Below are 13889 nucleotides of genomic sequence, written 5' to 3' on the forward strand. Positions count from 1 at the left end.
TATTACATGCGCTCCAGGGTATGGATGCCCAGTACGCCGAGGCCCAGTTTCAGCACCTTGGCGGTGGCGGCGCACAGCAGCAGACGGCTCTGACGGGTCGCCTCGTCCACGCCATCCTTGTTGATCGGGCAGGCTTCATAGAAGGTCATGAAGTTGCCTGACAACTCGTACAGGTAGGTACAGAGCAGGTGTGGCATGCCTTTGTCGGCCACGCCGTTGACCGCGTCGGAGAACTGGATCAGCTTCTGGGCCAGCACCTCTTCGGCCTCTTCGTTCAGGGTCACGTTGCCGGTCAGCGTCTCGGCATCGATGTTGGCCTTGCGGAAGATGGACTGGATACGGGTGTAGGCGTACTGCAGGTAAGGGGCGGTGTTGCCTTCAAAGGAGAGCATCAGATCCCAGTCGAAGATGTAGTCGGTGGTACGGTTCTTGGAGAGATCCGCATACTTGACCGCGCCCATGGCGATGGCGTTGACCACATTGGCCTTCTCTTCGGCAGAGAGGTCGCTGTTGCGGCTCTCCAGCAGGGCGGCGGCGCGCTCTTCGGCCTCGTTCAGCAGGTCAACCAGCTTGACGGTGCCACCGGAACGGGTCTTGTAGGGACGACCATCCTTGCCCAGCATCATGCCGAAAGCGTGGTGCTCGAGCGGTACGGATTCCGGCACATAGCCCGCCTTGCGGGTGATGGTCCAGGCCTGCATCAGGTGCTGGTGCTGACGGGAGTCGATGAAGTACATGACACGGTCGGCACCCAGGGTTTCATAACGGTATTTGGCACAGGCGATGTCGGTGGTGGTGTAGAGGAAACCGCCATCGCTCTTCTGGATGATGACGCCCATGGCCTCGCCATCCTTGTTCTTGAACTCGTCCAGGAAGACAACGGTGGCGCCTTCGCTCTCGACCGCCAGCCCCTTGGCTTTCAGGTCGGCAACGATCTCCGGCAGCATGTCGTTGTACATGGACTCGCCCATGATGTCCTTGTTGGTCAGGGAGACATTCAGGCGGTCGTAGTTGATCTGGTTCTGTTCCATGGTCATGTCGACCAGCTTCTTCCACATGGTACGGCAGTACTCGTCGCCACCCTGCAGCTTGACCACGTAGTTACGGGCGCGCTCGGCGAAGGCTTCGTCTTCGTCGTAGCAACGCTTGGCCTGGGTGTAGAAGGCTTCCAGATCCTTGAGCGCCATGTCGCTGGCGTGCTCGTTGGACATCTTTTCCAGATAGGCGATCAGCATGCCGAACTGGGTGCCCCAGTCACCGATGTGGTTGGCGCGGATCACTTTGTGGCCGAGGAATTCCAGTGCGCGAGCGGCCACGTCACCGAGTACGGTGGAGCGGATGTGGTGCACTGCCATCTCTTTGGCTACGTTGGGGGCGGAGTAGTCCACCACCACGGTTTGTGGCGCGGGCAACCGTACATTGGCGTTGGCAGAGGTCACCATGGCCTCGACCTGACCGGCCAGCCAGCGCTGGTCAAAGAAGAAGTTGATGAAGCCGGGACCGGCGATCTCGACCTTGGCGATCAGGTCGGAGGCAGGCAGATGCTCGATGATGGCAGCCGCCAGCTCACGGGGATTCTTGCGGGCCGGTTTGGCCAGCAGCATGGCCAGGTTGGTAGCCAGGTCGCCGTGAGCTTTTTCCTTGCATCGGTCTACTTGCACGCGGGCTTCCAGGTCCGCCGGCAGGACGCCTGCTGACTTGAGATTGGCTACCGTTTGTTCAAGTAGATGATGAATATGCTCTTTCATAACTGACCACCAAGGTTGCGCGTCGAAAAATGACTGATATATAAGGGCGTGAATTTTACCCGCATCGGCCCGAGAAAACTATAGGGATGACCCGCCGCTCGCTGTCGGGCGGATATTTCACTGCGTTTGGCGCCATATTCCAGAATATTGGGCGGAAATTACGGTGCTTATCCATTTCTACTGCATATCGAAGCGGCTTGTCCAGGCTATTTTCCCCTGATTGTTAAGGGTTTTTCCTTTCCGCTGACGGGAATGATCTCCTCCCTCTGGCCCGGCGTATCAACAGAGGTTCCCAACCGAGGAGTTTGCGATGCGACTGGCGCTGTTTCCCCTATCTGCCCACCTGCTGCCCGGCGGCGTCATGCCGTTGAGGATCTTCGAACCGAGATACCAGCGGATGATCGCAGAGGCGGGGGAGTCCGGCTTTGCCCTCTGCATGGTGGATCCGCGCCAGCCCGACGCCCTGCGCAACATGCTGCCCATCGCCACCCGGGTCACCATCATCGATTTCGACCGGCTGCCGGACGGCATGCTGGGGATCACGGTGCAGGGGATGGAGCGTGTGCAGATAGAGGATCTGTGGCAGGAGCAGGATGGCCTGCGTATCGGCGAGGTGACGCCGCTGACGGCCTGGCCGCCCCGCCGGCTCCATCCCGATCAGCAACCGCTGGTCGAGGCGTTGCGGGAGGTGTTTGCCGACTATCCCGACTATGCCGCCCTCTATCCCGCCCCCCGCTGGGATGATGGCAACTGGGTGGCCCAGCGCTGGCTGGAGGTGCTGCCGATCCCCCCCGAACAGAAGCAGCTGCTGCTGGCCGCTGCCGACAATCAGCCCGCCATCGCCCTGCTCAAGGGGGTGCTGGTGGCCAGCCACTGATTTTTTCTGACCTGCTGATCCGCCAGCGCCGCAGCGCCGTACAAGTCATCACCACAGCATGTTCGACAGCACACCAAAGGGATGGCGCAATGGCATATACTGGCCAACCACACTCGACCATACGCAGGACCTCGCCCGTGATGGATAACCCGGATGGCGACCTCAAATCTCTGCTGATCAGGGTGGCAGAGCAGGCCGACAAGGCTGCTTTTGCCCGCCTGTTCCAACACTTTGCGCCGCGTATTCGCAGCTACGGCCTGCGCCACCTCGGCAGCGAAGCCAACGCCATGGAGCTGGTGCAGGAGACCATGCTGCTGGTGTGGCAGAAGGCGCGTCTCTACCACCCCGAGAAGGGGGCGCCGACCACCTGGATCTACACCGTGATGCGCAACCAGTGCTTTGACATGCTGCGCCGTCGTCGCGCCAGCAAGGAGGATCTCTGTGCCGAGGAGCTGTGGCCGGTGCTGGAGTTTCAGGCCGAAGAGGAGCACCTGAGCGGGGGCGAGGATGCCGTGCTGACCCGTCAGATGGCCCACTACCTGGGCACCCTGCCGGAGCCGCAACAGCAGGTGGTGCGCGGCATCTATCTGCAGGAGTTCTCCCAGCAGGAGCTGGCGGAGAGACTCGGCGTGCCGCTCGGTACCATCAAGTCCCGCCTCAGACTGGCGTTACAGAAACTGAAAGAGCAAGTGGAGCAAGGCCATGATTAAAGCCCATCCGACCGACCCTATGCTGCGCGCCTTCGCCGCCGACGAGCTGCCTCTGCCGCTGGCGGTGGGGCTCTCCGCCCACTGTGAACTCTGCCCCGATTGTGCTGCCCGACTGAAGACATTCGAAGATGAGCTGGCGCAGCAATATCTTGCCTCGCCAGCAGAGCCCGAGCTGGCCTCACGCGATGAAGTGGGACTGGACGCCGGATTCGACGCCATGCTGGCGGATATTCTGGCCCAGCCGCTGGCAGAGCCCCTCTCCGAGCCAGCACACGACCAGCCCCGAACGCAGCACGGCGAGCTTGAGGTGGCCGGTCACGCCTACCGTTTGCCACGGGTGCTGGCCCGTTATCGTTCGCCCAAGTGGCGCCATATCGGGGCTATTCGTCAGCAGAGTCTGCCGCTGGACGAGATGGGGGCGCGCGCCAGTTTGCTCCATATCGAAGCGGGCGGTCGCATCCCCGAGCACACCCATCAGGGCTATGAGCTGACCCTGCTGCTGGCTGGCAACATTCAGGATGGCGATACCCTTTACAAGGCGGGGGATTTCATCTGGCGCGATGCCAGCCACTCCCACAGCCCGCATACGCCAGATGGCTGCCTCTGCTACACGGTGCAGGATGCGCCGGTGCAGTTCACCAAGGGGTTGTCGCGGCTGCTGAATGGCATCAGCCAGCACCTCTACTGAGCACCATGACGCCATAGAAAAAGGGACCAAGTTGGTCCCTTTTGTCATTTCATTGCAGGCTGCCGATCAGGCGACAAACACCAGATAGACGGCGAATGCCACGATAAAGCGGTAGATGGCGAACGGGATAAAGTCGATGCGGCGGATCAATGTCAGGAAGGTCTTGATCGCAAACATCGCTACCACGAAGGCGGTGATAAAGCCCACTGCAAACATCGGGAAGTCGGCCATCGAGAGGAAATCGCGGCTCTTGTAGAGATCCAGCCCACTGGCCGCAACCATCATGGGCACAGCCATGATGAAGGAGAACTCGGCGGCGGCGTGACGGCTGATCCCCATCAGCATGCCACCACTGATGGTGGCGCCGGAGCGGGAGAAGCCGGGCCACAGGGCCAGACACTGGAACAGACCGATGCCGAACGCCTGCTTGTAGCTGATGTCATCCAGGGTTTCGGCTGTGACGGCTGGGCGGAACTTCTCGGCGATGATCAGCAGGATGCCCCCCGCGACCAGTGCGTACATTACGGTCTGTGGACCAAACAAGTTGGCCTTGATCCAGCTGTGGATGGCCAGACCGACCACGATGGCGGGCAGCATGCCGAGGATGACGTGGATCAGCGACAGGGTGGCATGATCCTGAGAGGGCTTCTGGCCAAAGTGGATGCCAATCAGGCCAAACAGGCGGCGCCAGAAGACGGCGACGACGGCGAGGATGGAGCCCAGCTGGATCACCACTTCGAAGGTGGCAGCCTTGGGCCCTTCAAAGCCCAGCAGATGGCCGACGATAATCATGTGGCCGGTGGAGGAGACGGGGAGGAACTCGGTCAGCCCCTCGACGACGCCCAGAATAAAGGCGACCAGCAGGCTATAGGTGTCAGTCATCGAACAAACAATCCTTAACTTCGTTGATGTAAAAACGCCCCGGGAGGGTCTCGGGGCGGCTTATCTTGCTCGATAGTGACTGCTGAGGCTATGTAAAAATCATGAAACCTTTAAGTCAGTCGCGGATAAAACGGTAGCGGGTCTGGTGGTGATAACGCCCGCCCGGCAGCAGCCAGGGGTTGCCCAGCTCGGGGCGATTGGGGCTGTCCGGTAGCTGTTGCGCCTCAAGACAGAAGCCGTCGTGATCCCGGTGCGACTGGCCGCTGCGGTTCGGGGTATTGGCCAGCCAGTTTCCGGTGTAGAACTGTAGCGAGGGCTGGTTGGTATAGACCTCCATCGCCAACTGCTTGTCGCCAGAGACTATCCGAGCGGCCCATTCTGATGTCGGGCCGTTGAGCACAAAGGCGTGATCGTACCCCTTGGCCTGTTGCTGCTGGGGATGGTTCAGCCAATCCTGGCCAATCAGGCGCTCGCGGCGCAGATCGAATGGCCCCTCCACCGGAGTGATGGTGATCGGCAAACCGTTCGGGTCGGTCGGCAGGAAGTGGTCGGCATTGATGCTGATGAGGTGGTCACGGATATCGCCGCCATCGGTTTGCCCATCGAGATTGAAGTAGGCGTGGCTGGTAAGGCTGACCGGGGTCGCTGCATCTGTGCTGGCCACAAAATCGACCACCAGATCGCTCTGCTCCAGCCGGTACTCCAGGGTGACCCGCAGATTGCCGGGAAAGCCCTGATCTCCCGCCCGGGAGAGCAACGCCAGCTTGACCCGATCCGCCTCCAGCTCCTTGATTTGCCAGCGCTGGTGATGAAAGCCTGCCTGCCCGCCGTGCAGACAGTTGGGTGCCTGATTGGCATTCAGCGGCCAGCGCTGTCCATCACGCACCAGCTCGGCACCGCCGATGCGGTTGGCAAAGCGTCCTGCTACCGCGCCCAGCCACACCTGCTGGGTGGGATAGGCGTCGTCGGCACAGCCCAGCAGCACTTCACGCCGTTTGCCCGCCACCGGCAGGGTGAGGGAAGTGAGGGTGGCGCCGAAGTCGAGGCCGCGCAGCCGCAGCCCCTCTTCATTTTCCAGTTCGAACGGGGTCATGGCGCTGCTCATAGCTTGCCTGCACCGGCGCTGGCAGAGCAGACGTAGCAGTCGGCCTTGAGGCCCGAGATGGCCGGATACTCCGCCTCGACGGCGGCAATCACCTCGGCCACCTTCTCGGGGCGCAGCAGGGCGACCACGCAGCCGCCGAAGCCGCCACCGGTCATCCGCACGCCACCATCTGTGCCGATCCTAGCCTTGATGATCTCCACCAGACCGTCGATGGCGGGCACTGTGATCTCGAAGTCATCGCGCATGGCGGCGTGCGACTGGGCCATCAGCTCGCCGAGACGGGTCAGATCGTGGCTCGCCAGCGCATCGGCGGCCGCCAGAGTGCGGGCATTTTCCCCAACGATGTGGCGGGCACGACGATAGCAAGCATCATCCAGCCCGGCCTTGCGCGCTTCCAGTCCGGCCAGATCGAGGTCGCGCAGCGCCTTGACCCCGTAGTGACGGGCGGCCGCTTCGCACTGCTGGCGACGGGTGTTGTATTCGCTGTCCACCAGACCGCGGCGCACATTGGAGTTGACGATCAGCACCGCCAGATCGGTGGGCATGGGGATGAGGCGGGTCTCCAGCGAGCGGCAGTCGAGCAGCAGGGCATGATCGGTTTTGCCGCTGGCGGAGATCATCTGATCCATGATGCCGCAGTTGCAGCCGACGAACTTGTTCTCCGCCTGCTGGCCGTTGAGGGCGATCTCGGCCTGGCTGATGTCGAGCCCCAGCGCCTCTTTGAAGGCCTGACCAATGGCTACTTCCAGCGAGGCAGAGGAGGAGAGCCCCGCCCCCTGCGGCACGTTGCCGGAGACCACCAGATCGAGGCCGCGCAGGGCATAACCGCGCTCCTGCAGATACTTCACCACGCCGCGGATGTAGTCGCTCCAGCGTTGGTCGGCGTGGTGCTCGATGGGCTGATCGAGGTCGAACAGGTCACGCTGGTTGTCGTAGTCGGCGGCGATCACCTGTACTTGCCGGTCATCGCGCAGACCGATGGCGACGCAGGTCTCGTAGTCGATGGCGCAGGGCAGCACGAAGCCGTCGTTGTAGTCGGTATGTTCACCGATGAGGTTGACGCGGCCGGGGGCGCGCACCAGCAGATCGGGCGCTTTGGCAAATTGCTCGGCAAAAACGGTGCTGACGCGTTGGCTGGGGGTCATAGGGCCTCCTCATTGGTGTGGCTGGTCTGGTTGTAGTGAACGGGGCTCAGGGCACGCAGCCGCTCGGCAGCCTGCTCGGGGGTAAGGTCACGCTGGGTTTCGGCCAGCATCTCGAAGCCGACCATGAATTTACGCACGGTGGCGGAGCGCAGCAGTGGCGGATAGAAGTGGGCATGCAACTGCCACGCCTCGGGGCAATCCGATTTGGGCGGGGCAAAGTGCCAGCCCATGGAGTAGGGGAAGCTGCACTCGAACAGGTTGTCGTAACGGCTGGTGAGCTCCTTGAGCGCTACCGCCAGATCCTGTTGCTGGGCCTGGGTCATATTGAGCATGGAGGGGACGTGCGCCTTGGGCAGCAGCAGGGTTTCGAACGGCCAGGCGGCCCAGAAGGGGACCACGGCAAGCCAGTGTTCGGTATCTACCACGATGCGCGAGCGATCCGCCAGCTCCCGCTCCACATACTCCAGCAGCATGGGGCGGCCATGCTCGGCCAGCCAGTCACGCTGGTGCTGCTCTTCGCGGGCGATCTCGTTGGGCAGGAAATCGCTGCCCCAGATCTGGCCGTGGGGGTGCGGGTTGGAGCAGCCCATAACGGCCCCTTTGTTTTCAAATACCTGCACCCACTCCCACTGGGCCGACAACTCGGCGACCTGATCCCTCCAGGTGGTGATCACCCCTTCGATGGCGAGCAACGGCAGCTCGGGCAGGGTCTTGCCGTGATCCGGCGAGAAGCAGATCACCCGGCTGGTGCCGCGGGCGGCTTCCAGCTTCAGCAGGGGATCGCTGGCGCTATTGGCGGCCGGGGTATCCTGCATCAGGGCGGCGAAGTCGTTGGTAAAAACGAAGGTGCCCTTGTAGTCGGGGTTGATGTCGCCGGTGACCCGGGTGTTGCCCGCGCAGAGGAAACAGTCGGGATCGTGGGCCTGTTTGGGGGCCTGACTCACCTTCTCCACCTGTCCCTGCCAGGGGCGTTTGGCCCGATGGGGGGAGACCAGCACATACTGGCCGGTTAGCGGATTGAAGCGGCGATGGGGATGATCGATGGGGTTGAACATCATCTCTCCTGAATAAGGTATTGAAAAATAGGGTCATCTATTAACAGGGAGCAGGCAGGCCTACTCCTCGTAACCGTTCGGATTGGCAGATTGCCAGCGCCAGCTGTCGGCGCACATGGCGTCGATGTTGCGGGTCGCCTGCCAGCCCAGTTCACGCTGCGCCTTGGCCGGATCGGCCCAGCAGGCGGCGATGTCGCCCGGGCGGCGCGGTTCGATGCGAAACGGCAGCAGCTTGCCGCAGGCATTGGAGAAGGCGGCGACCAGCTGCAATACGCTCTGGCCCTGGCCTGTGCCCAGGTTGTAGGTGTGCACGCCACCCTTGCCGGCACAGTGTTGCAGTGCCTTGACGTGCCCCTCGGCGAGATCCATCACGTGGATGTAGTCGCGCACACCGGTGCCGTCCGGGGTGGGGTAATCGTTTCCAAAGACCGAGAGGCAGTCGCGACGGCCAATGGCGACCTGGGTGATATAGGGCATCAGGTTGTTGGGGATCCCTTGCGGGTCTTCACCCATGGTGCCCGATTCGTGGGCGCCGACCGGATTGAAGTAGCGCAGCAGGGTCATGCTCCAGTGGGGCTCGGCCAGTTGCAGATCTTCGAGGATCTCCTCGATGATCAGCTTGGATCGTCCGTAGGGGTTGGTGGCGCTGCGGGGGAAATCTTCGCGGATCGGCAGGCTGGCCGGATCGCCATAGACGGTGGCCGAGGAGCTGAACACCAGATTGTGCACATTGGCCCGCTTCATCGCCTGCAGCAGGGTGAGGGTGCCGCCGAGGTTGTTCTCGTAGTAATCCAGTGGAATGCGGGTCGATTCACCGACCGCCTTGAGGGCGGCAAAGTGGATCACTGCATCGATTTGCTGTTCGGCGAAGATCCGGTCCAGCAGGGCGGCATCGCGAATATCCCCTTGATAGAACAGGGGTTGCTGGCCGCTGATGGCGGCTATTCGCGCCAGCACGCTGCGCTTGCTGTTGCCGAGGTTGTCGACCACCACGGGATTCATGCCTGCCGCTTGCAGGGCCAGACAGGTGTGGCTGCCGATATATCCGCAACCGCCGGTGACCAGAACGTTCATCTTGCTCTCCACTGAAAAGTGTCTGGAAGCAGTCTAGCCGAGGGTGTGGCGACCAAACTGTGAGCTTGCTTGCAAAATGGTGTAAACGATTACACTGTTTTTATGGTTATCCTGACGGCAGATATGCGTTTCACCCCTGTTTTCAATGGCTTTGCTGGGTATAATGGCGCTCTATTGCACAGTGAAAGAAGTGAAAACAGCATGAGCACCATCAAGGATGTCGCCCGTTTGGCCAATGTGTCGGTGGCAACGGTTTCACGGGTGATGAACAACTCCCCCAAGGCCAGTGCCGCGTCTCGCGAAGTGGTGCAGAAGGCCATGGCTGAACTGGGCTACACCCCCAACGCCAACGCGCGGGCACTGGTCAGCCAGACTTGCGACACCATGGGGGTAGTGGTCGGTGACGTGGCCGATCCCTTCTTCGGTGCACTGGTTAAGGGTGTCTCCGGCATCGCCGTCGAGCAGAACCTTCACCTGCTGATGGGTAACGGTTTTCACAAGGCGCGTCAGGAGCGTGAAGCGATCGAGCTGCTGATCGGCAAGCGCTGCGAGGCGCTGGTGGTGCACAGCAAGGCGTTGAGCGACGAGGAGCTTTACGATTACGCCATGCGGGTGCCCGGCATGGTGCTGATCAACCGCGATATTCCGGCCCTCAAGGGACGCTGCATTGCCCTCAATAACCGGCTGGGTGCGGCTACGGCGACTCGCCACCTGATCGAACTGGGCCACCGCCATATCGCCTTCATCAGCTCGGATCACGCCATCGAGGATGCCACCTTGCGCCTGCAGGGTTATCAGGATGGACTGATGGAGGCGGGTCTGGCAGCCGATCCCGAGCTTATCGAGAGTGGCACCCCGAACGAGGAGGGGGGCGAGCGCGCCATGCTCAACCTGCTGGCCAAGGGGCTCAAGGTGACCGCCGTGGTGGCTTATAACGATGCCATGGCGGCGGGCGCCATCTCGGTGCTGGCGGACAACGGCCTGCGAGTGCCGGAGGAGGTATCGGTAGTGGGCTTCGATGACATCATCTATGCCAGATATTTGCGCCCCAAGCTCTCCACCATGCGCTATCCCATCGAGTTGATGGCGGCCCAGGCGGCCAAGCTGGCCATTCAGCTGGCGGCGGGGGAGAGTGACGCGACCCAGAGCCGGATCTATACCCCCACCCTGATCAATCGCCACTCGGTGGCACCGGTTCGGGCCGGATAGCCCCCTTTTGCGGCTCTGTTCAGGGCCGTTTCTTGCACAGTTATTGTTTTACCTATTTTTAATCATTTTTACTCCGCTTTACTTAACAAAATTAGTGTAATCGTTTACATCTGTGTGAGCGAGATCGCCGTTCCCTGCGTCATACTTCTCTAGACTGAATACGTTTTCCAATCAGCAGGGAGAGAGTGAATGCTCAGGGAGATAGTGGCGCGTCAGGATTGGCAGACTCAGGCCATTACGTCGGTAAATCGTCTGGCTGCCCATACCCCCATGTGCAGCTGGCGCAGCGAAACGGATGCCAGGGGTGATCTGGCCTCTTCCTCCCGTCTCTTGCTCGATGGCGAGTGGCGCTTCTCCTTCTTTGCCGCCCCCGAGCGGGTGCCCGAGAGCTGGCTGGTGCAGGATCTGGCGGATGCCACTCCCATTACCGTGCCGGGTAACTGGCAGCTGGATGCCGCCTATCCGGCTGCGCGGCCGCTCACCGATGGCCCCATCTATACCAATATCAAGTACCCCTTTCCTTGCGATCCGCCCCGGGTGCCTTCGGAGAACCCCACCGGTTGCTACTCCCGCGAGTTCGAACTGCCCGCCGACTGGCTGGCCAGCGGTCAGAGCCGGATCATCTTCGACGGGGTGAGCAGCGCCTTCCACCTTTTTTGCAACGGCCGCTGGGTCGGTTACTCCCAGGACAGCCGCCTGCCCGCCGAATTCGATCTGACTCCTTATCTGCAGAGCGGTCGCAACCGGCTGGCGGTGCTGGTGCTGCGCTGGTCCGACGGCTCCTATCTGGAAGATCAGGATATGTGGTGGCTGTCGGGGATCTTCCGCTCCGTCAGCCTGCTGCACAAACCGTCCCGTCATCTGATGGATATGCGGGTGACCCCCGAGCTGGATGCCAGCTATCGGGATGGCCGTCTCAAGATTGCACTGCAGGTGGCTAATGGGGCCGGTCTGTCGGTGGAGGTCAATCTCTATGACGGCGGCGAGCGGGTCGCGACCCTGTGCCAGCCGATCGGTACCCAAGCCATTGATGAAAAAGGGGCTTACGACGATCGCGCCGAGTTCTGGCTCGACGTGGCTGCGCCGCGCAAGTGGAGCGCCGAGACGCCCCATCTCTATCGCCTGACCCTGACCCTGCTCGACGAGCAGGGTCAGGTTATCGAGAGCGAGGCGTGCGATATGGGCTTTCGGGTGGTGGAGATCCGTGGCGGCCTGCTGCGAGTCAACGGGCAGCCGCTGCTTATACGCGGTGCCAACCGTCATGAACACCATCCCGCCAAGGGTTATGCCATCGATCGCGCCACCATGGAGCGGGATCTGCTGCTGATGAAGCGGCACAACTTCAATGCGGTGCGTTGCTCCCACTATCCCAACCATCCCGACTTCTATCGCCTCTGCGATCGGCTCGGTCTCTATGTGGTGGACGAGGCGAATCTGGAGACCCACGGCATGACCCCCATGGGGCGGCTGGCGCGGGATCCCGCCTGGAGCAACGCCTTTCTGGAGCGGGCGACCCGCATGGTGGCACGGGATTTCAACCACCCCTCGATCATCATCTGGTCGCTCGGCAACGAGTCGGGTTACGGCCCGGCCCATGATGCCATGTATGGCTGGATCAAGCGCAGCGACCCGAGCCGTCCGGTGCAGTACGAGGGGGGCGGGGCCGATACCCCGGCCACCGACATCATCTGCCCCATGTATGCCAGAACCCATCAGGATCAACCCTTTCCTGCGGTACCCAAGTGGGCGCTGGCCAAGTGGATCGGCCTGCCCGGCGAGCACCGGCCGCTGATCCTCTGCGAATATGCCCACGCCATGGGCAACAGTCTGGGGGGCTACGTCCACTATTGGCAGGCGTTTCGCGATCATCCACGCCTGCAAGGCGGGTTTGTCTGGGATTGGGTCGATCAGGGGCTCGACAAATACACCGCCGATGGTCGCCACTACTGGGGCTATGGCGGCGACTTTGGTGATGTGCAAAACGATCGTCAGTTCTGCTGCAACGGTCTGCTGTTCCCGGATCGCACCCCCCATCCCACCCTGTTCGAGGCAAAACGTGCCCAGCAGCCGTTCCGCTTCACCCTGCTTGAGCACACACCGCTGCGGGTGCGGATCGAGAGCGAATACCTGTTTCGGGAAACCGACAACGAGCGGCTTTGCTGGCAGCTGTGCGAGAACGGCCATGTGCAGCAGCAGGGGGAGGTTTCCCTCATGCTGGAGCCGCAAGGGGTGGTCGAGTTGACCCTGAGCGGGACGCTGCCCCCCTTTTGCGGCAGGCTCACTGGCCTGGCTCGATCTGGCCATCGTGCAGCCACAGGCCACTCTCTGGTCGCAGGCGGATCACAAGGTCGCCCGTCAGCAGTTCACCCTGCCGACTCCCCTTGCCCTGCCAGCGCCGGTCGCTGCCGCTACCCTGAGCGAGCAGCCGGATGGCTGGCGGATCACCGCCGCAAACAGCCAGTGGTGGCTCGACAAGCAGAGCGGCTGCATCACCAGTTGGCAAAAATCGGGGCAGGAGCAGTTGCTGGCGCCGATCATGGATCACTTCTACCGGGCGCCGCTCGACAACGACATTGGCACCAGCGAAGCGGATCACGCCGACCCCAACTCCTGGATTGCTCGCTGGCAGGGCTGTGGTCTCGGTCAGTGGCAGCACCGCTGTCTGGGGATCACGGTCGCCGGAGGGGATATCCGGGTCAGTCATGGCTACTTCCACCACGATGAGCTGCTGCTGGTGAGTCACTGGCATCACCGCTTTACCGACGATGGCGCCATGAGCCTGGAGATAGAGACCGAGCTGGCGCAGGTGCTGCCTTCGCTGCCGCGGATTGGTCTGCAGATCCATCTGGCCGAGGTGCCAGCGCGAGCAGAATGGCTGGGGCGTGGCCCTCACGAGAACTATCCGGATCGTCTGCTGGGCGCCGATCTTGGTCTCTGGAGTTTGCCGCTGGAGGCGATGCATACCCCTTACATTTTCCCGAGTGACAACGGCTTGCGCTGTGATACCCGCCAGTTGCAGCTGGGCAGCACTATGGTGAGCAGCAGCTTCCATTTCAGTGCCAGCCGCTTCAGTCAGCAGCAGCTGGCCGCCGCCCGTCACCAGAGCGATCTGGTGGCTGAAGAGGGGCTGTGGGTCTGTCTCGATGGCGCCCACATGGGGGTGGGCGGTGATGACTCCTGGAGCCAAAGCGTGCGTCCCGAGTATCAACTGCTCGAGCGTCGTTACCGTTGGGGCTGCACTCTCTGTTAAGCCAGCTATTGAGGCGACTGCCTGGCCAGTGCGCCATTTTGACAACAGACCAGTAACGACTAGCCTCAATGCTGTGGGAAAGATTGAGTCTCAAGTTTGATTTTTATTTATATGTATTTGAAAAATAAATATAAAGTTTCAATGTA

10 protein-coding genes and 1 pseudogene are annotated in these 13889 nt (G+C 61.7%); 5 read left to right on the forward strand and 6 right to left on the reverse strand.

The annotated features are described in order from the left end of the window. Positions 1 to 2: 2 nt before the first annotated feature. Complete coding sequence (gene argS, locus AB5Y97_RS07335; protein WP_005355547.1) at positions 3 to 1748, reverse strand: arginine--tRNA ligase; 1746 nt, start codon at positions 1746 to 1748, stop codon at positions 3 to 5. A gap of 310 nt (positions 1749 to 2058) precedes the next feature. Between argS and AB5Y97_RS07340 the strand changes: the two genes are divergently transcribed. The 3 genes from AB5Y97_RS07340 (at position 2059) to AB5Y97_RS07350 (ending at position 4023) form a co-directional block, all read left to right on the forward strand. Then, on the forward strand, positions 2059 to 2625 hold the full coding sequence (locus AB5Y97_RS07340) for an LON peptidase substrate-binding domain-containing protein (protein WP_101530424.1): 567 nt from the start codon (positions 2059 to 2061) through the stop codon (positions 2623 to 2625). 140 nt (positions 2626 to 2765) lie between these two features. After that, positions 2766 to 3335, forward strand: a complete 570-nt coding sequence (locus AB5Y97_RS07345; protein ID WP_005355542.1) for a sigma-70 family RNA polymerase sigma factor — start codon at positions 2766 to 2768, stop codon at positions 3333 to 3335. After that, positions 3328 to 4023 carry a ChrR family anti-sigma-E factor gene (locus AB5Y97_RS07350; protein WP_201947674.1) on the forward strand — a complete coding sequence of 232 codons (696 nt, stop codon included), beginning with the start codon at positions 3328 to 3330 and terminating at the stop codon, positions 4021 to 4023. Before AB5Y97_RS07345 ends, AB5Y97_RS07350 begins: the two co-directional genes overlap by 8 nt. Before the next feature lie 66 nt (positions 4024 to 4089). On the opposite strand, the gene bacA is transcribed toward AB5Y97_RS07350, so the two are convergent. From bacA to galE, 5 genes are all read right to left on the reverse strand, one after another. Continuing rightward, a complete protein-coding gene (gene bacA / locus AB5Y97_RS07355) occupies positions 4090 to 4905 on the reverse strand; it encodes an undecaprenyl-diphosphate phosphatase (protein WP_167571508.1) in 816 nt (271 codons plus the stop codon). A 115-nt stretch (positions 4906 to 5020) separates the two neighbouring features. Next, complete coding sequence (gene galM / locus AB5Y97_RS07360; RefSeq protein WP_201947677.1) at positions 5021 to 6010, reverse strand: galactose-1-epimerase; 990 nt, start codon at positions 6008 to 6010, stop codon at positions 5021 to 5023. After that, positions 6007 to 7155 carry a galactokinase gene (gene galK, locus AB5Y97_RS07365; protein ID WP_201947678.1) on the reverse strand — a complete coding sequence of 383 codons (1149 nt, stop codon included), beginning with the start codon at positions 7153 to 7155 and terminating at the stop codon, positions 6007 to 6009. Before galK ends, galM begins: the two co-directional genes overlap by 4 nt. Then, positions 7152 to 8210, reverse strand: coding sequence for a UDP-glucose--hexose-1-phosphate uridylyltransferase (locus AB5Y97_RS07370; protein ID WP_368157480.1), 1059 nt, complete (start codon positions 8208 to 8210; stop codon positions 7152 to 7154). The genes galK and AB5Y97_RS07370 overlap by 4 nt, the downstream gene beginning before the upstream one ends. 60 nt (positions 8211 to 8270) lie before the next feature. Continuing rightward, positions 8271 to 9284 carry a UDP-glucose 4-epimerase GalE gene (gene galE, locus AB5Y97_RS07375; protein ID WP_368157463.1) on the reverse strand — a complete coding sequence of 338 codons (1014 nt, stop codon included), beginning with the start codon at positions 9282 to 9284 and terminating at the stop codon, positions 8271 to 8273. A gap of 201 nt (positions 9285 to 9485) precedes the next feature. Between galE and AB5Y97_RS07380 the strand changes: the two genes are divergently transcribed. After that, positions 9486 to 10493, forward strand: a complete 1008-nt coding sequence (locus AB5Y97_RS07380; RefSeq protein ID WP_041915397.1) for a substrate-binding domain-containing protein — start codon at positions 9486 to 9488, stop codon at positions 10491 to 10493. 189 nt (positions 10494 to 10682) lie between these two features. Then, a pseudogene (locus AB5Y97_RS07385) lies at positions 10683 to 13743 on the forward strand (beta-galactosidase). Positions 13744 to 13889 lie beyond the last annotated feature (146 nt).

This window comes from Aeromonas sp. R10-2 (genome assembly GCF_040908445.1).
GTDB classification, from domain to species: domain Bacteria; phylum Pseudomonadota; class Gammaproteobacteria; order Enterobacterales; family Aeromonadaceae; genus Aeromonas; species Aeromonas veronii.